The sequence below is a fragment of the Pseudomonas sp. SM4 genome (assembly GCF_051913165.1).
Classification (GTDB): domain Bacteria; phylum Pseudomonadota; class Gammaproteobacteria; order Pseudomonadales; family Pseudomonadaceae; genus Aquipseudomonas.
Genome location: NZ_JBODOE010000002.1, coordinates 112132 through 129987 on the forward strand (window position 1 = coordinate 112132; position 17856 = coordinate 129987).

The following is a 17856-nucleotide window of genomic DNA, read 5'->3' on the forward strand; positions in this document are numbered from 1 at the left end:
CAGATATAGACTGTCGCGCCTTCAGGCTTAAATCATTTGCGCCGGGTTGTAAATGCGACGAATAAGCGCCCAATAGCCCGATACAGAGCGTTCAGCAGACGCATCGAGCTATATGGATATGCTTTTTTAATCTTGGAATTCGCGGTGTTTTACCGCTCAACTGGCGCCTTTTTGATAGGTGGCTATTTATGTCCGAGCGATGTGATGTGCTGGTTTTAGGCTTGGGCGCGATGGGCGCCGCCACGGTTTATCAGTTGGCGAAAGCGGGGGTTAACGTCGTCGGTATCGATCGCCATCACCCGCCGCATAACCTCGGTTCCAGCCACGGTGATACGCGCATAACGCGACTTTCGGTGGGAGAGGGTGCGCAATATGTGCCGATCGTGCGCAATTCTCATCGCATCTGGCGTGAGCTGGAGGCACTGTCGGGCGAGTCGCTGTTCGAGCAATCCGGGTTGCTGGTGTTAACGTCGAGCAGCGAGTTCGATCCTGAAGATCAGACCGACTTCACCTTGCGCACCATCGGCCTAGCGCAAACCTACGGCATCGAGCACGAAGTCTTGTCCGCCGAACAGATTCGCCAGCGTTTCCCGCAATTCGCCCACGCGCACGACTCGGCCATCGGTTATTTCGAACCGGGTGGCGGCTTCGTGCGCCCGGAGCGCTGCATCGATGTGCAGCTCAAACTGGCCGAGCAACACGGGGCAACGCTGTATAAAGGCGAGACCGTCGCCGGCATCACTTCGAGCGAGGAGGGTGTCACCGTCACCACCGACCGCCGCACCCTGTTTGCCAACAAACTGGTGATCAGCGCGGGCAACTGGAATGGCGAATGGCTCGGTGAGCGTTATGAAAATCTGCTGAGTGTCTACCGGCAAAAACTGTTCTGGTTCGAACTGGAGGAGGACGCCGGACTGGTGGGCCACTCGCCGACGTTCATCCTCACTCACGGCCGTGGTGACGACAACATCAACTACGGATTTCCCGCTTTATCCGGCGAAGGCAGTATGAAAATCGCCACCGCGCAGTACCACACCGCATCGGCGCCGCAGACCATCGACCGCACGGTTTCAGCAACCGAAGCGCAGGACATGTACGAGCACCAGGTACACAACCGCATCGCCGGCGTGACCTCGACAGTCGTCAAGTCCGCCGTCTGCGCCTACACCGTGACACCGGATCGCCATTTCATCATCGACGAACATCCGTCGCTGCAGCACACCCTGTTCGTCTCGGCCTGCTCCGGACATGGCTTCAAACATTCCGCAGCACTCGGCGAGGCGTTCGCACAATGGTGCATACGCGGCTCGACCGACCTGGATCTGTCCTCTTTCTCCCTCAAACGCTTCGAAGGAAAACTATCGTGAAACGCGTCGCGCTCTCCGTTGCACTGCTGGTCGCCGCCATGGGCAATGCCTACGCCGAAACCCTGAAAATCGCCGTGGTGCCTGTGCCCCATGCCGAGATTCTGGAGTTCTTGAAGCCTGAACTGGCCAAAGAGGGGGTGACGCTGGAGGTCAAAGTCTTCTCTGATTACATTCAGCCGGATCGGCAGACCGATGAAGGCTTGCTCGACGCCAACTACTTCCAAAGCAAGCCGTATTACGAGGCCTACAAAAAAGACCGCCCGAGCAGCGATCAAGTGCCTGTCGTCGCCGTGCACATCGAACCGTTCGGCGCCTACTCGAAGAAGATCAAAAACATCAGTGAACTCAAAGATGGCGCGACCATTGCCATTCCCAACGACCCGACCAACTCCGGTCGAGCGCTGCTGCTGATCGCCAAGCAAGGCCTGATCACCCTCAAAGATCCCGACAACATCATGGCCACGCGTCTGGACATCGTTAGCAATCCCAAACATCTGAAGTTCCAGGAACTGGAAGCGGCCATGCTGCCGCGGGTGTTGAATCAGGTTGATTTGGCCCTGATCAACGCCAACTACGCCCTGGAAGCCAAACTGGTGCCGCACAAAGACGCACTGTTCATCGAAAGCTCGGAGTCGCCGTACGCCAATTACCTGTACGTGCGTCGCGACAAGGCCAACGACCCGGCGGTGCAGAAGCTGGGGGCACTGCTCAACTCACCGCAGGTGAAGCAGTTCATTCTTGAGCGTTATCACGGTGATGTGGTGCCGGCGTTCTGATTGACTTGGGAGCCGTCAGTAGAAGTGGCGGTTCCCGACACCCTCACGCGTTTTCTTCAATCCTGCGCACGTCCCCCAACGAATCACGCTGCATCGACTGCAGGTTTTTCTCGATGGTTTCGCACAGCGCTTCCATCTGAATCTGATGCTCGCTGTGGCGAAACGGGCTTTGCAGATCGGTGCCGATGCGCTCGATGGCCAGCAGCATGAAACCGACCACGGTCGAGGCCAGCGGCGTGAACCAGCCAAGAGACTCCACCAGCCCCACCGGTACGATCAGGCAGAACAGCGAAATAAACAGGCGCGGGAAATACACATAAGGGTAGGGCAGCGGCGTATTGGCAATGCGCTCCATACCGCCCTGGCTGTTGGACAAATCCACCAGTGTCGATTCCAGCCGCGCCAGACGAATGCTGTCCAGACGCCCGGCGTTGTATTCCCGGGCAAGCAGCGCGGCCGAGCCGGTGAGGATGTCGTTGGCAAAGTTATTGGTGGTGCCACTGCGGGCGAATTCGTCAGCGGGAATGAACGCTCGGACCTCTTCAGGACAAGGCTGGCCTTGCAGATGCGCGGCGAGGCAATTGACATAGGCGACGTGGCGGCGCAGCAGGGTCGACTTGACCGGGTTCACCTCACTGCCAGGGTCATCCAGTAACGTCAGCACCTGGCGGGCGAAGCTGCGCGAATTGTTGATCATCGAACCCCACAGCGTCCGCGCTTCCCACCAGCGGTTGTACGCGCTGCTGTTACGGAAACTGATCAGCACGATCAATGCCGAACCCAACAATGTCAGAGGCATCAGCGGCAAATTCAGCTTGGCGTTGAGGAACAGCATGAAGTCCACGGTGACGGCAATGTCCCAGAGCAACAGCCAGAACAAGGCCCAGCCGACATAACCCAGGGTCTTGATGATCAAACGGTATTTTTTGACGATGGCAGCTTTCAAACGGAAACCTCGTGGCGAGCGGTAAGCATTGATGCCTTAGCTCGGACGGCGTTTCCGTGGGAAAGGTTCGCTGATCGCTTTACACAATGTGTCCGCGACGCTGAGCGATCTGCGTGAGGTCAGTCAACCATCACCTCATCCAGCGCCTGCTCAAGCGTACTGACCGTGCGTTCGATATTGTGCAGTTTTTCCAGCCCGAACAGCCCGATACGGAAGGTCTGGAAGTCGGCCGGCTCGTCGCATTGCAGCGGCACGCCGGCGGCGATCTGCAGGCCATGGCTGGCAAATTTCTTGCCGTTTTTGATATCGGCATCGTCGGTGTAGCTCACCACGACGCCCGGCGCCTGAAAGCCTGCCGCGGCGACGCTTTTGAAGCCTTTGCCGGTCAACAGGGTGCGCACCCGATCGCCCAGCGCCTGTTGCTCGTCGCGAATCTTGTCGAAACCGTAGGCTTGCGTCTCTTTCATCACCTCGTTGAAGCGTGCAAGGGAATCGCTCGGCATCGTCGCATGGTAGGCATGTCCGCCTTGTTCATAGGCCTGCATGATCTGCAGCCACTTTTTCAGGTCACAGGCAAAGCTGCTGCTTTGGGTGTGCTCGATACGCTCCAGCGCTAAAGCACTGAACATCACCAGCGCGCAGCAAGGCGATGCGCTCCAGCCTTTTTGCGGAGCGCTGATCAGCAGGTCAACGGCGCATTTGTGCATATCAACCCAAAGCGTGCCCGAGGCGATGCAGTCCAGCACGAACAGACCTCCCTCCGCATGCACGGCGTCGCCGACGGCCCGCAGGTAGTCGTCGGGCAGGAGGATCCCGGATGAAGTTTCAACGTGAGGGGCGAAGACGATCTTCGGCTTTTGCGTCGCGATCGCTGCCAGCACTTCGTTCAGCGGCGGCGGGGCGTACGCGGCCTGATGACCGCTTTCCACCGGCCGGGCTTTCAACACCGTGGTGGCCGCCGGGATATTGCCCATCTCGAGGATCTGGCTCCAGCGATAACTGAACCAGCCATTGCGTATCACCAGGCATTGCTGTCCGGTAGCAAACTGGCGCGCCACCGCCTCCATGCCGAAGGTGCCGCTGCCCGGCACCACCGCAACCGCCTCGGCGTTGTAGACCTGCTTCAGGGTCTTGGAGATGTTCTTCATCACCGCTTGAAAGGACTGCGACATGTGGTTCAGCGAGCGGTCGGTGTAGACCACGGAGTACTCGACCAACCCCTCGGGATCGATACTGGGATAGAGCTTTGACATGGCGTAACTCCTTTGGCAGAGATGTCAGTGGGTTCGACCCTGCCTCAAGCCATGACAAATGACAAGTTGGCCGGATTGAATGGCGGCTTCGGTCAAGCGGCATTGAAAAAGGCGGGTGAGCATCATTGGGACGCAAGTGTAGGCAAAGGGCAGGGATGAGCTGATGCAATTGCGCAAATGCGGTTAGAGTGTTCGCCATAGTCTTGATCGTTGTGTGAAGAATGAATCCCTCGCTGTTTATTTCTCTGGATGGCCCCAAAGGCACCGGCAAAACCACACTGTTGGAGGCCGTTACCGCAGCACTGAGAGCGGACAAGCAGAAAGTCATTCGGCTCTGCGAGAGAAAAAGCGATCCCTTCAGGGCTGAAACCATGGCCCTCGTTAACCAACTCGCCAGAAATCCTTCCGCGAAACTCGAGTGGGCTGTGTGTCAGCGTTTTGCCGATAGCCGAAGCTGGATCTCCCGACACGTGCTGCCTGAACAACCGCCGAACAGCATCATCCTGATTGATCGTTGGTATCCGTCGGATGCCGCCTTTCGCCACACCGTGCCGTTTGCAGAAATTCTTCAATTGAACATGGAGCGAGACGTGCGAGTGCCGGATCTGCATGTCGGGGTCGTCACTGCACCGGATATTTCATGGGCGAGGGCAACAGCACGATCGCGCGGGCTGGGCGGCACGGTGATTCAGAAGCACGCCGAGCACGTCGCGTGTACCGAGATGTTCGAGCAGGCGGTTGCGGATCAGGGCTGGGTGTTGTGCCGTAATGAAGGGACAGTCGAAGAGGCGACGATGCAGGTGGTCAGCGAGATTTATAGAGTGCTTCGGTGATTGTCGAGGTGCAAAAGGACATCCATCCGGGCCATTGCCCATCATTTCATTCTGCTCGGGCCAGAGTCGCCATAGGAATCGAATCGGGGGAGGGTGAGGCGAAGCCAGTGCTCAGCCACACTGGATGCATGAACAGTTAGTTGCTAGAATCCTGGCAATATTCCATATTTATTTATGCCAAGGATGATGATGAGCACCGGCTCTCTTCAAATCAATTTAGGTCTTTTTGAACCTACTCTTTTAGCTCTGTACGTTCTTGCAGCCATCTTGCTCATCGCGCTCTACCGCAAGACCGATGCTCAATGGTGGACGCCGTTTGTGCACGGCATTTTTTTTGCCATCGTGACCATCATCGCCGGCGCCTGCGGCGTTTCAGACAAGTACACGAATCCGGCTCTCTTCATCACGCTCTGTACCGTCGTGGGCTACTACGTTTTCAGCATCAGTGCCTATGTTTTCAATGTGGTGCGCAGATCGATGCGCATGAACCGACTCTGGTCTGCGATCCCGAGAGACCAGCGTCGCAGAAAACCGCACTGGCCATGGACGCCTTTCAATGAAGCCTGGTACGACACTGCGCACTCAACCCTGGGCGAAATGCTTCAAAACGCTCAGATCACAGAGGGGCTGGCGCTCCTTGAGGAGCTTACCGAAGAACACCTGATCACGCTTTCAAGGAAGCGAATCCAGTGTGCCTACAAAGACGAGTACGAGATCCTGCGAGACGGCGATTGGCCAAAGCACGCAAAGTACTTCATCAAGGCAGTCGCTATCCCAGCGATGGAGGCGCACGGGCTCACTGTGCATCCTCCGCTTAAAGCCATGCTCGAATTGATGAATGACATCGTCCCGGCCACCGCGTCACTCGATGACCAAACAACAGAAACTCAGCTTCACGAGCACAGCTCCGGCTCTGACTATGAGATGCATGTGGCGCGGATCCTGGAAGAGGCCGACTGGCAGGCGAAGATGACACCGGCCACCGGGGATCATGGTGCAGACATCATTGCTATCAAAGGCTCCTTTCAGGCGGCGATCCAGTGCAAGTATTACTCCCAGCCTGTTGGTAACGGTAGCGTCCAGGAGGCTTACTCTGCGAAAGGCTTTTACCGCTGTGATGTGGGCGCCGTAGTCTCTAACGCGTCCTTCACGAAAGCGGCTCGAACAGCCGCTACAAACCTGAATGTGCCTCTTCTGCACCATGACGACCTCGTTGAAACCCTTGAGAAGCTACGAATGCACGCGTTGACTTGAGTTCGTCTCTGGCGCGTCGAGCTTGCATAGGCGCGCGGTGTTTCTTGGTGAGTTGGCGCAGGTGGCTTTGGGTTGCGCTCAAAGCTTAGTTTTCCGACAGGACTGGAGGGGTAACGCGAGGGGCTGATTTTCCACTAGACGGGGTTTTGTGCACAAACCGACTGTCAGCGCTCCATAAAAAAGATAATTTTAACCAACTGATTTTAAAGATATAATATTTTTCGCATGCATTTTCCTAAGATAAAATTGGATTTTTTCTCTCATATAAGGGCTTAAATTCTATTTTTATCCTTTTCAAAGATCACCTGCAGCGCAAGAAGAGATAAAATTAGATCTACGTGGTTCTATTTAAAGAGAACAGCTGCGAAGGGAGCAGTCTCAATCTTTTTTCGATAATAAATAAGCTCGGATAGCTTTTTCATTTGACAGGTCATAGCGGAGTGTTGGATTGATACTGCAGGCGAAGATGGCGGTGAGCTATCATCCCAAACGCCTTCGTCTTAAGGCCGGCCATTTCTATCAGCTGCCATCGATTACCAGCTCTACAAAGCTGGTCATTTGAGTGGGCTAGTGCATTGACCAGCACAAGTGTACGTCTTGACCGGCAGAAATCGACCCAAAGCTGCCCTTCACGAAGGGCAGCAATCGGCCAAAAGCGGACGTCGGATGCGGACTGGTTCCGGGGGTTAAAGCGGAGTTAGATCAGCTACCAGATCTGTAAGGCTAGCGCCTGGCCGCTCCTTACCCTAACCGGGAGAGAGCGGCCAAATAGCGTCAGGGCCGCGTAGCCGACACCCCAACGCTCTACTGCCTTCGACTCATTTAGCCGGCAAGTCCAACAACTGGCGCAACGTAGCCTCATCGGTATCAGCTTCATCGATGGGCGTTCCATCTTCAAACACTCTTGAAGACGCCAAGTCGCCGGTGATCACCGGTGCATTGCCGGCGTCGCGCACCAGTTGGGCGGCTACTTGCAGCGCCTCGGTGTCATCGCTGGCAATCGGAATAGCCAGGGTCGTGCGGCGACCATTGGCAGAGGCGTCGATGGCGGTCGCATTTACAGCACTGAACGCTCGCACCAGGCGTGTTCCCGACCATCGGTGTTTACATGCTGCTGAATGCCCACAAATCTCCTCGGAATACGCGAAAGTCCGCTTCTGGCCGTGAACTGACCTCCGCCAAGGGCAGCTTGGATTCGATGTTCGACAATGATCCCACCCAGTTCATACCGACCGGTAAAGGACATTAGGGAATGAGGGCAATACGGTGCGTGACTAAGGCTCAACCTAGAAAGTTGATAATAGTTGATATTCAGAAATGAACTGGGATTGCCCCAGAACACTGAAAACTAGCAATGCCTGCGGTATAAGGCTAAGTTGACGACCAATCCAAATGAATCAGGACAGCGTCAAAATGAAAATGGTGGCTGGCAGAGGATTCGAACCTCCATCTACCCCTCGAATGCTACCTGACACAAGTAACATTCGAGGGGAGGCTGCGCTAGGCGCAGCCGTAGGGCGCATTAACCGATTATGCTAACCAGCCTTTAGTCTCGATGCTAGCTCGGTCGCGGCACTGGTGTCAAGAAGATATTCTTGCCGTAGGAGCTTTATGGCGCCGTTCAGCATTCTCTCACCGGTTGCCCCCTTATATCGCTTCACTACCAACGGAAGCACATCCCGCTCGGGATCTAACGACCTTTCACAAAGATCACGTATCACTCGCTGCCAAACTTTAGACAGCAATATCATATCTTGAGCCTTCAAATTTCCAAATGGACTAGGAACCCAATTATACCTCCCCCTAACTGTAGAGGCGTAAGTCTCACTAAATATTACTATTTCTTCAGAACTCCCTCCGTGAAAATTAATATTTCTCATTTTCCTATAATAATCAATCACCGCTACATCAGAGGCATCGACAAAACTTGACAATGCCGCATCGTCATTCATCACCTCGCCTGCCCCGTTTCTAGACGAATGGATAACCCGAATTGCCTTTCGAAGGAAATCACCCTCTACATTGACATTAGGCTTGGCTACTAAAGGCTGTTTTCTAATGTAATCACAAGCAGTTTCGGCTTTGCCGTTCATGAAGGCTATATGTGAGAGATATACAAACTGTTTTGATTTCTCTAGCTCTAGCTGATCAAGATAGAGCGTACCGTACCCGAGCGACTTAGCCTGCGCAGAGATAAAACCAGGCGGATTGGCAGATTGTTTTGATGCTTCGAGAAAAATTTTAACTGAGGAATCTACAATCGCCATGTATGGATTGATGGCCCCCAGCTCTTTCTTCAAATTAGTAAAAATGGCTCCAGGCGTCATAGCATACTCATTCAGTAAATGAAGGTAGGCCTACATTATAAGGTTAAAACTTGAGCTTTGTGAAATAGACCAGTGGAGTACTATTGCAATGAACGCAATGCCTGTTCCCTGTATCCCAAAGGCCCTCCTTCCAGGCTCAGCCCCCTTTATTGAGGGTCTACTTTTTCGCACCTATCATCCTAATACTGCCATTCTGCAACCATAGCTAAGGTTCGATCTCTGCCATCGTCGAACGTCCGCTGTGGGTCGATAGCGGTCACACTCGGCCGGCAGCTTTCGACCCGAAGCTGCCAGCCGGGAGCATGCCGTAGACAGGCAGAATTGGCCGCTCATCGGGGCCACTCGTTACACCAAATTCTTCACTGCGAAAGGTCGAATTGGCCAGGAAAACCATGGACGCTGCACAAGAGACCGCAGTAGTATACTTGGATAATATCTTTCCGAGCTCTGTTTGTGGCGAAAGCGAATAATTCCGAAGCTGATTATTACAAGGAGGTTTTATGCCCATTCAGTGTCAATGTGGACTCTAGAGACTCAAGCCCAAGGCTAGTCACCTAGGCACACCAAAATAAAATATATAAAACCCTCATTCGGATTACGGGGCGTAACAATTCATGGATTCAAACGCTAAGCCACAAAAGACTGAGTATGCGAATCAACACTTCGTCCCTAGGCTGCTCCTTAAACGATTCTCGCATGAAGACAAAATTAACATTGGCCTTATGAGTGCTGCGAGTGGCGAGATAAAGTCGTCGATCCCATATAAGCCGCAGTGCGCAAAGCACTATTTTTACGGGAAGGACTTAGTTATAGAGAAAAAGCTGGGAGAGATCGAGGGCGAGGTTGGGAAAATTATCGATCTAATAAGCTTAGTTCCCATCCCTAATATAGAGCGATTGAGTCGCGCTCATATTTTGCTGACAGTATTTTCTGTTTATCAGTACGTACGAACTGACAAGGCATTGAAACTGGCTGAGGAGGTTGTCACAAAAAACTATTCCATTATCAAGGAGCATGCAAGGCCTGAGCTTATGCCTAAGCTTGCAGAGGTGGCGAATGGGCAACTCTCTGAGCAAGAACTGCATGAGTTCTACGATAGTGTAGCTGTATCTATGACCAATCCGCACTCCATTCTATTTGAAAGCGCCAATAGCATCATGGTTCCTAGCTTGAAGCTTGAAATGAAGCTGCTCATAAACGAAACAAGAACGCCTTTCATTATTAGCGATAACCCCCTGATCTACATGGATGCAGAAAGTAATAGCTGTTTCTATAGAATGTTACTACCACTAACGCCAAAGCTTTTACTTGTCTTCTATGATAAGTGCAATCACAAAATAGGACTAAGAAAGACTAGCTTTCACAAGCTAACAAACGAGGTTGATGTGTTTTATCTCAATGCCCTTCAATATCTAAATTGTCAAAAAAATATTTACTTTGGGCCGGGTACCTCTAGAGCACATCTCGAATCTCTTGATAAGTCTTTTAAAAAAAATCGATTTAAAGAGTCAACGACAATGACTGAGTTGAATGGGCAAGCGTTTCTAGAAACCAATAGGCCTAGAGTAAATTATAAATTTAGCTTTGTTAGAAGGATTGCTTCTTAGGGTAGCGTGCCAAAATAAAGGCCGCCTGCAATCGGCTGTGAAAGCCAATTCTTTTGGGCGGCAGTTATGGGACGATACCTGCGGGTCAAGGCGTACCGTGCGCTGGTCAAGCCCGATGCAAATGGCTGGTCAAGTCGAATGCAACCAGGTGGTCAAGTGGGATGAAAACGCTTGGTCAAGTCAGGTGCAATTTCCCAGGTGGCCTGCCTAGTGTTGAATGTGATCGTGCGTGCAGGCTTTCCGTGACTGCTATCCGATCATTTCGAACCGGTGGGATCACCTGGATCGAGCACGTCCCCGGTCATGAGCTTGCTCGACCGAGGCTTGAGCGCTCAGGAGAGTAGCGGGCTCGTATTTTTCAAAGTGCCTCGTCAGTGACAGGTGACCGAGCAAGCGATCTACAGTGCGTCGCCTTCAAGCCCAGGCGATCCAACGCTCCATCTTCCCTTCAAACCCATCCGCGCAAAACTCCAGATTTGGCCAATAGTTCTGGTACACCTCATAGTCGAGCGCCGTTGCGATCCCGCGGTTCTCGGCGTTCAAAACGCTCCATGCTCGATACATCCGGTGCTGCCAGTCGGTCTCTGTCACCAACCGGTGCGATGTGTTCGATGACCAGCCGTCCTTCATAAGCGTTGTAACGAAGAATTCCGCAGCCGCATTTGCACAGCCGGCGTCGTGGGCAATCATCCCGTCCAGGATCGAATAGGAATACCAATCGCCTGGAAGATCGATACCACATGGCTGTCCAGCTTGTCGCTACATTGGGGAGCTTTCGAGGCAAGAGTCTGCTGCGGAATGAAGAGAATACGGTGGCGATGCTGAGCTAAGATTCTTCAATCTTATGACCAAGTGCAGCGAGGGGCTATGGCAGTTGTGTTCTTTCTACCGTGGGTATCTGCTACCAAAGAGGTGCGAATAGCAGATCTTCGTTTGATCCCTTACGAGCGAGGTCGACTTCCGGGTGAGTTGCTGGGCATACCGCAGGAAGCTTTCGACGGCGTACTAGGCAACTACGACGACCGAGGGTACGGCTCTCAGCCTTCACAGCCGATCCAGCAAGCCGCTGTAATCATTTGGGACGAAGACACACCGGGCCTTGAAGCCTCGGATGCCCAGATCCAGCAGCGACTGGTTCAGTGTTCGTATCTCGCATTCTCTGCCTTGGTAGGTCGGTCGTTGTGCTCAACTTCCGACTATTGCAACGCCGACACACTCCAGGTCGTTGCGCAGCGGTTTGATGCCGCGTCACCGGCTCATTCCTGTGTGACCACGCGCCGGCGTGACGGTGGAACACAAATCATGCTGGCGGGCAGGGCAGGGCTCAAGTTCATTCGGCCGTACCACGTCGACAACAGCTCGCGGATTACGCTCGACACCCCACTGCTTGAAGCACTACTCAAGCTACCTGCTGGGGAACTTAAGGAACGTATCGACGAGGCGGTCGTTTCCTTTCTCAGAGCCAATACCGATGCGTCATCCATAGATGAACGATCCGAACTGATCCTGATGCGGGTCGCCATAGACACGCTGCTTGACGTTCCTCATGACAAAGCTGCCTTCCGCAGAGCCATCAACGAACACTTCGACGAGCTACCGAACCCGCCCATCTGGCATAAAGGGAGACTGGACGAACAGTGGTGGTGCAAGCACTGGGACAAACACGTAAATCGCCCGCTCGACGCCTGGGTACACGATTTCTGTGCCGCTCGTAACGCGGCAGCTCATGGCCCCGCAAATGGTGAGAAGGGAAGCATCTGGCCTAGCCATAACCACCTCATTTTCTCCGCCTGGTTGCTGCCGCTGATCGTCAAAAAGCTACTTGTCCAAGCAGGGCTCTACGAGTTCACCGCCGAAGATAAGGTCGCGAGGGCGGGCTTTGAGGTCTTTCTGGCGCACGATCTGCTGGCCATGACCGACAAAGATGAGAACAAGGTTTGGTGGCAAATAGCCGAGTCTGAGCTTTATCTGCCTCTGTTTGCTGAGCGATTGCAGCGAGCATGCGAATGACGAAAACATGGTGTTGTGGACTTGAGTCAAAGCGTGCTGATACGCAGTGGGATACGGGGAGGGAATCCGGGTGAGAAGTGAGGATCTAGCTTGAAACAGCCCTTGCCCCGGTGTGTTAACCAATTTTTTGATGTGTAAACCACCGCGCTTTACACGTCAAAAAGCTGGTTTACACCTTTTGTGAGACGCCAGCCTCAGGCCAACGTAACCTCCTGCCGGGATCGTAGTAATAGGCACGCCTGAAACTGGCGCCAGGCTCGCCTATAAGGAGGGACATTGAGCGGATGGCGATGGTGTAGTCTAGGATCAGACCGCAGAAGGAGCGTACTCATGAGCACTTTGCCCCCCGATCAACAGGCGCGTTATTTAGAAGTTCTCGACGCCGCTAAGCGCTTGTATGGCGGCGATATCGACGCAGCGATGAATTGGATGTCACGTCCGGTAAAAGCATTTGGCGGCAAAGCCCCTGCCGCTATGATCGCAACCAGGCTGGAGACGGACACGGTTATCGAGTTTATCAGGCGCTTGGAGCATGGATTTGTCGCCTGATTGTTAGTGAACAACGTTCTAAAGGCGTGTCAGATCTCGAGCCTGATTCGGCTCAGGGCTGCGAAGCCAGCCACACCCTGATGATGTAAACCTCCATATGCCCATCGGGCGAATTGGCCGTGCGCCTCCTGAGCGGCCCTGGGTGAGGTTAGTTCCTTCTCGATCTATGCTGAGTGCGGGGCGTCTAGGTGTCTCTCAGCAACTTTTCTAACGTGACTTGCCCCCTAGTGCTCAACAGCTCCACAGGGTCGGTACTGTACGACTGCAGCGAGTCAAAAACGTAAGCACGTCACTCGGGGCTGTTGCAGCTGTCGCAATAATCGAGGGTGTCTCAGAACACCCAGCCGTCGGCCTCGACAGTCATCAAGCCACAGTAGATCTCAGCCCACGACTGCTGGCCAATGCGGCGCATGGTGCGAACCTCTTGGGCAATGTCTCGCAGGATTTGATAGGCCTCGCGAGCTGTTAGTGTTTTTGCTGCCAAACGAAAAGCTCCTGTGCGTATTGATGCTTTCGGCCTGTTCGCGACCGGCCTGGGCCGACAGCATCGCAAATGAACCTTGACGTCTTGCGCGGGCTACGCCGCCATCAATTTGTGCCGCACTGATACTCGCAGCGGCTATACGCCCACGCGAGTATGCCGAATTATCACGATCCGGCAGCAACCGGATGAATCGTCTAGCACCAATGGCTTTTTCGTGGCATATAGCTAGCGCATCCAGGGAGGGATAGCATCGGTCAGGTTGACGCTCAGCAACCCCCTCCCTGCCACTGAATCAGGTGAGGGTAGCGCTGTGTACCTTTCGGCTTTGAAAATCGAAAACTTCCGCCAGTTCGGCCAAGGCGGTCATGCGTTGAACATCCAGTTCAACGAAGGCGTGACAGCCCTCGTAGGTGAAAACGACGCGGGCAAAACCGCAGTCATCGATGCGATTCGCTACGTTCTGCAGACACGTGATGCTGAGTATCTCAGACTACAGATCGAGGACTTTCACATCGCCAACGATGGCACCCAGGCGGAAGCCATCACCCTCAGGTGTACGCTGGAAGGACTGAGCCCCGCGGAACTCGGCGCTTTCGCTGAGTATGTGACCTACAAGGGTGGCGTTGGGAGGCTATACGTTCACTGGTCGGCTCGCCGCATCGTTGCCTCCGCCTCCACCCGTAAATGGGTCGACATCTCGGTTCGCTCGGGTGAAAACGGAGAAGGCCCGTCGTTGGACGTGGGTGTACGGCAACTACTGGCCACCGCGTACCTGAAACCGCTACGCGACGCAGAACGAGAGATGTCGCCGGGTAGAAACTCGCGCCTGTCTCAGGTACTCAGTAGTTTCCCTAACATTGACGCCGGCAGCGCCTTTGATCCTGCAGCGCTTCCAACTGACCTTGCTGACGCTGAGGCCCTCAGCATTGCAGGCATGGGCGACTATCTTCGCCACCTGGTGAACAGCCACGGCGCCATCGTCTCCGCGCAGAAGGAAATCAACGACACCTACCTGCGTCCGCTCTCCCTTGCTGGTCAGCCACTGACAAGTCGCATTGGTTTCGGGGAGGCGGGAACGGATCCCGCCAAACTCAAACAGATCCTAGAGCGTTTGGAGCTGGGGCTGTTGGATCACGCCACAGGTGAAGCCCGCGGCGTTTATGGGCTGGGCTCGAACAACGTGCTGTTCATGGCCTGTGAGCTACTGCTGCTCGGTAAAGAGCCCGACGGACTTCCGTTGCTCCTCATCGAAGAGCCAGAAGCGCACCTACATCCTCAGCGCCAACTCCAATTGATGGAGTTTCTTGAGGCTGCGGCTCAGCCAGCTACAGGTTTGAGGCCGGTTCAAGTCATATTGACCACGCACAGCCCCAACCTAAGCTCCAAAATTCCGTTGCAGAACTTGGTTCTGATGCAGCGGCAGCAAGCGTTCTCCCTTGCGGAAGAACAAACCTGCCTTGCTCCTGACGACTATCGCTTCCTCAGCCGCTTCCTGGACGTTACCAAAGCGGGTCTGTTCTTCGCGAAGGGGCTACTGGTCGTAGAAGGTGATGCCGAGGCCATTCTGCTGCCGTCACTCGCTCGGCGACTTGGCAAAGATCTCACCAAGCATGGTGTATCGATTATCAACGTGGGCGGCGTCGGCCTGCGCCGGTATTCGAAAATCCTGCAGCGGAAAGACACTTCTAAGGGGGAGATATCGGTGCCTACCGCCTGCATTACAGACATGGACGTGATGCCGGACTGTGCACCCGAGATTTTGAGCCTGAAGGGAGTAAAAGGGGCTGTATGGCCAGACAAATCCGATCGACGCTGGCGCGCGATGAAAGACTTCGGTGCCACTGCGCCTGACCTTGAAAAAGGCCTCAAGGAGCACCGCGACAAGCGAGCAGAAAGTGACGGGCAATGCGTGCGCACATACGTTGCAGATCACTGGACGCTTGAGTACGACCTAGCGTTCAAGGGTCTTTCGCAGGAAGTCCACCATGCCGCATACCTTGCCATCAATGAGGAAAAGATCGACGAAGGCAAGGAGACCAAGATCACGCTGCTGAAGAAGGCGCGGACAGCTTTCGACAAGATCCAGACCACCTATACCACCGAGGATGCTCGGTGTTCCGCGATCTACAAACTGTTCAAAAGAGCTTCTAAAGCGATCGCAGCCCAGCACCTGATCGATTTGATCGACCAGCGGTTTGAAAACAAAACCCTGGACGCCACGACGCTGCGTGGGCTGCTGCCCACTTATGTTGTCCACGCGATCGAGTACGCAACCGGAGGTGCCGCACTGACCACAACCTCTAGCCCAGCTCACAACCTCGTGGTGCCGGCAGCACCGGCAGGCTCAGCTGATCCGCTGGATGAGGTCGCCGAATGACGCTTAGCCAACTGGTTGCCCCCATCACTGATGCCGATGTGGATTGGGTCATCAAGCTTATGGGGCTGGAAACGCTGGACGAGCCTCGTCGTGATTTCTTGAAGTCCATGGATACCATCGATGTAGCGGCTTGCCCGGGAAGCGGCAAGACGACGCTGGTCGTGGCGAAATTGGCCATCCTGGCTCGTCACTGGAAGAGCCGTATGCAGGGTATCTGCGTGCTTTCACACACCAACGCGGCCAGGGAAGAGATCGAGAAACGCCTCGGCGGTACGGAAGTAGGTCAACGGCTGCTGCGCTTCCCTCACTATATCGACACTATCCATGGTTTCACCGGACGATTCTTGGCTTCGCCATGGCTGCGCTCGAAAGGGATTGCACTGCTGGCCATTGACGATGACCTCACGCACAAGGCACGCCGAAGAAAGCTGACGGATAGCGAGCACTTCGGTGCAAAGACGGCCTTTGAGATGAAGCACAAAAGCCTCCACAGCCTGCGAGTCCGGTCTGCCGATTTCGATCATCCACTCGGGGATGAAAATATCGGCTTTGCACCGCACACCGCCACCTACAAAAGTGTGGTGAAATCGCTGGGTGGCGCTGCCAAGGCAGGTTACTTCTGCTTCGATGAAGTGTTCGTGCTGGGCCACGCCTTACTCGACCAAGAACCAGGCGTGTGCGGCGCATTGCGTCTGCGCTTCCCGTGCGTGTTGATCGATGAGATGCAGGACACCCAACCTGACCAGGCGGGGATACTGCAACGCGTCTTTCCTCACGATGATCCAGATGTTCGGGTCATCCGCGTCGGCGACCCAAACCAGGAAATCTTCGACAGGAAGACACCACTATCAGATCCGTTCCCTGACCCAAAACGTCAGTTGGAGATCGCCAGCAGCTTCCGCTTTGATCAGGCCATTGCATCGATTGCCAACACGTTTGCCTATGTCCCGATAACGGATGGCTTGAAAGGGCTGCGGACTGAAGGGGAACCCAGCACCATCCCGCACACGATCATCGTCTTTCCGGACGAGGATGCAACCGGAGTGCTGGACGAATTCGGCAAGCTGGTGCTGAAACATCTGCCGGAAGATATCCGCGAAAAAGGTGTGTTCGCCGTCGGCGCCGTGCATCGGCTTGAGAACTTCAAACCCAACCAGTACCCGAAAGCCTTGGAGCATTATTGGCCATCCTATCGGTCTGACACGACTAAGACGTCGTTTAAGCCCCGCACGTTCGCCGAGGGCGCACATATAGCACGCCGCTATGCGATGAAGGAGCCCACGGCCAACTCGGCCGTTGAGCTACTGGCCTCGTGTCTGATCAACCTCGGTGAGCTGGCTTTCCCTCGCAGCCTGGTTCAGATCCGAGGTCGGCACCAAGCCGCTGTGCATGAGAAATTCATGATTAAGCACGAAGCCTTCGCTCAATACCGCGATTGTCTCCAGCAGATGCTGTTTGTGCCGTCCGAAATCACGCAGCAGGATTGGGTCAAGGTCATCGCACCGAAACTCATGGTACTGGCTGCCGCGCTCTATGATTCTGAGGGTGTGGCAGCTGAACTCCTGGGGCGCCAATACCTTGCTTATGAGCCCGCTCCCGTTGCCACCGAAGCCGGAGAAACAGGGGGTTCCCTTGTAAACACCTACAGGTTCCAGGATGTCTCTGCCGGCGTCGACATCCGGATGTCATCCATTCACTCGGAAAAGGGTAAGACACACGCCGCGACGATAATCCTGGAGACCTTCAGGGGCAGTCACTTCATCCAGAAACTCATGCCATGTCTTGAGGGAAAAAAAGCAGCTACCAAGAGGCCCCAGGAAACAGCGAAGAAAGACATGATGCTGATGTACGTCGGGATGACCCGTCCGTCGCACATGTTGTGCTTGGCCATACGGCAGAGTTCATTGGGGGAGGGCGCTACTGGTGTAAAGCGCAGGGTTGCGCTTGAGAAAGCTGGCTGGTCAATTCTGGAGCTTGCAGCGTCAGCACCTGCCCCTTAGTCACCGACCGCCACTATGCAGACATTAAAGCCCGATGCTTTGCCATGAATGACCAACAGCAAGGACGCAGCAA

At 54.5% G+C, this 17856-nt stretch carries 14 protein-coding genes, 1 tRNA gene and 1 pseudogene; 9 read left to right on the top strand and 7 right to left on the bottom strand.

What is annotated here, in order from left to right; genetic code table 11:
- Positions 1 to 188 precede the first annotated feature (188 nt).
- On the top strand, positions 189 to 1367 hold the full coding sequence (solA, locus tag ACQ4MY_RS03485; protein WP_440093751.1) for an N-methyl-L-tryptophan oxidase: 1179 nt from the start codon (positions 189 to 191) through the stop codon (positions 1365 to 1367).
- Entirely contained in the window at positions 1364 to 2143 is a 780-nt protein-coding gene (locus ACQ4MY_RS03490) for a MetQ/NlpA family ABC transporter substrate-binding protein (protein ID WP_158831011.1), read from the top strand. The genes solA and ACQ4MY_RS03490 overlap by 4 nt, the downstream gene beginning before the upstream one ends.
- A gap of 43 nt (positions 2144 to 2186) precedes the next feature.
- Here ACQ4MY_RS03490 and ACQ4MY_RS03495 read toward each other — a convergent pair whose 3' ends face one another.
- Positions 2187 to 3089 carry a bestrophin family protein gene (locus ACQ4MY_RS03495; RefSeq protein ID WP_008077434.1) on the bottom strand — a complete coding sequence of 301 codons (903 nt, stop codon included), beginning with the start codon at positions 3087 to 3089 and terminating at the stop codon, positions 2187 to 2189.
- A gap of 119 nt (positions 3090 to 3208) precedes the next feature.
- Positions 3209 to 4342, bottom strand: coding sequence for an aminotransferase class V-fold PLP-dependent enzyme (locus tag ACQ4MY_RS03500; protein WP_440093753.1), 1134 nt, complete (start codon positions 4340 to 4342; stop codon positions 3209 to 3211).
- Positions 4343 to 4563: 221 nt separating this feature from the next.
- Between ACQ4MY_RS03500 and ACQ4MY_RS03505 the strand changes: the two genes are divergently transcribed.
- Together ACQ4MY_RS03505 and ACQ4MY_RS03510 are read left to right on the top strand one after the other, a co-directional pair.
- Positions 4564 to 5175: a dTMP kinase gene (locus ACQ4MY_RS03505; protein ID WP_440093755.1), complete on the top strand. Its 612-nt coding sequence runs from the start codon at positions 4564 to 4566 to the stop codon at positions 5173 to 5175.
- A gap of 189 nt (positions 5176 to 5364) precedes the next feature.
- Entirely contained in the window at positions 5365 to 6429 is a 1065-nt protein-coding gene (locus ACQ4MY_RS03510) for a restriction endonuclease (RefSeq protein ID WP_440093757.1), read from the top strand.
- Between the two features lie 818 nt (positions 6430 to 7247).
- On the opposite strand, the gene ACQ4MY_RS03515 is transcribed toward ACQ4MY_RS03510, so the two are convergent.
- From ACQ4MY_RS03515 to ACQ4MY_RS03525, 3 genes are all read right to left on the bottom strand, one after another.
- Positions 7248 to 7508 carry a hypothetical protein gene (locus ACQ4MY_RS03515; protein ID WP_440093758.1) on the bottom strand — a complete coding sequence of 87 codons (261 nt, stop codon included), beginning with the start codon at positions 7506 to 7508 and terminating at the stop codon, positions 7248 to 7250.
- A 341-nt stretch (positions 7509 to 7849) separates the two neighbouring features.
- A tRNA-OTHER gene (locus ACQ4MY_RS03520) sits at positions 7850 to 7974 on the bottom strand.
- A complete protein-coding gene (locus ACQ4MY_RS03525; protein ID WP_440093759.1) occupies positions 7965 to 8756 on the bottom strand; it encodes a hypothetical protein in 792 nt (263 codons plus the stop codon). The genes ACQ4MY_RS03520 and ACQ4MY_RS03525 overlap by 10 nt, the downstream gene beginning before the upstream one ends.
- A gap of 614 nt (positions 8757 to 9370) precedes the next feature.
- Between ACQ4MY_RS03525 and ACQ4MY_RS03530 the strand changes: the two genes are divergently transcribed.
- Positions 9371 to 10363, top strand: coding sequence for a DUF4238 domain-containing protein (locus tag ACQ4MY_RS03530; protein ID WP_084915684.1), 993 nt, complete (start codon positions 9371 to 9373; stop codon positions 10361 to 10363).
- 414 nt (positions 10364 to 10777) lie between these two features.
- On the opposite strand, the gene ACQ4MY_RS03535 is transcribed toward ACQ4MY_RS03530, so the two are convergent.
- The gene (locus tag ACQ4MY_RS03535; protein ID WP_153338034.1) at positions 10778 to 11053 is read right to left on the bottom strand and encodes a hypothetical protein; all 276 of its coding nucleotides are present in this window, start codon (positions 11051 to 11053) and stop codon (positions 10778 to 10780) included.
- A gap of 177 nt (positions 11054 to 11230) precedes the next feature.
- Here ACQ4MY_RS03535 and ACQ4MY_RS03540 point away from each other — a divergent pair, with 177 nt between their 5' ends.
- Both ACQ4MY_RS03540 and ACQ4MY_RS03545 read left to right on the top strand, forming a co-directional pair.
- On the top strand, positions 11231 to 12373 hold the full coding sequence (locus ACQ4MY_RS03540; RefSeq protein WP_440093762.1) for a hypothetical protein: 1143 nt from the start codon (positions 11231 to 11233) through the stop codon (positions 12371 to 12373).
- Positions 12374 to 12703: 330 nt separating this feature from the next.
- Positions 12704 to 12922 (top strand): antitoxin Xre/MbcA/ParS toxin-binding domain-containing protein, encoded by a 219-nt coding sequence (locus ACQ4MY_RS03545; RefSeq protein ID WP_084915686.1) that lies wholly within the window; start codon positions 12704 to 12706, stop codon positions 12920 to 12922.
- A 184-nt stretch (positions 12923 to 13106) separates the two neighbouring features.
- On the opposite strand, the pseudogene ACQ4MY_RS03550 reads toward ACQ4MY_RS03545, so the two are convergent.
- A pseudogene (locus ACQ4MY_RS03550) lies at positions 13107 to 13406 on the bottom strand (DUF7693 family protein).
- Positions 13407 to 13716: 310 nt separating this feature from the next.
- On the opposite strand from ACQ4MY_RS03550, the gene ACQ4MY_RS03555 reads away from it, so the two are divergent.
- Together ACQ4MY_RS03555 and ACQ4MY_RS03560 are read left to right on the top strand one after the other, a co-directional pair.
- A complete protein-coding gene (locus ACQ4MY_RS03555) occupies positions 13717 to 15783 on the top strand; it encodes an ATP-dependent nuclease (protein WP_440093764.1) in 2067 nt (688 codons plus the stop codon).
- Positions 15780 to 17783 carry a UvrD-helicase domain-containing protein gene (locus tag ACQ4MY_RS03560; protein WP_440093766.1) on the top strand — a complete coding sequence of 668 codons (2004 nt, stop codon included), beginning with the start codon at positions 15780 to 15782 and terminating at the stop codon, positions 17781 to 17783. The genes ACQ4MY_RS03555 and ACQ4MY_RS03560 overlap by 4 nt, the downstream gene beginning before the upstream one ends.
- The last annotated feature ends 73 nt before the right edge of the window (positions 17784 to 17856 follow it).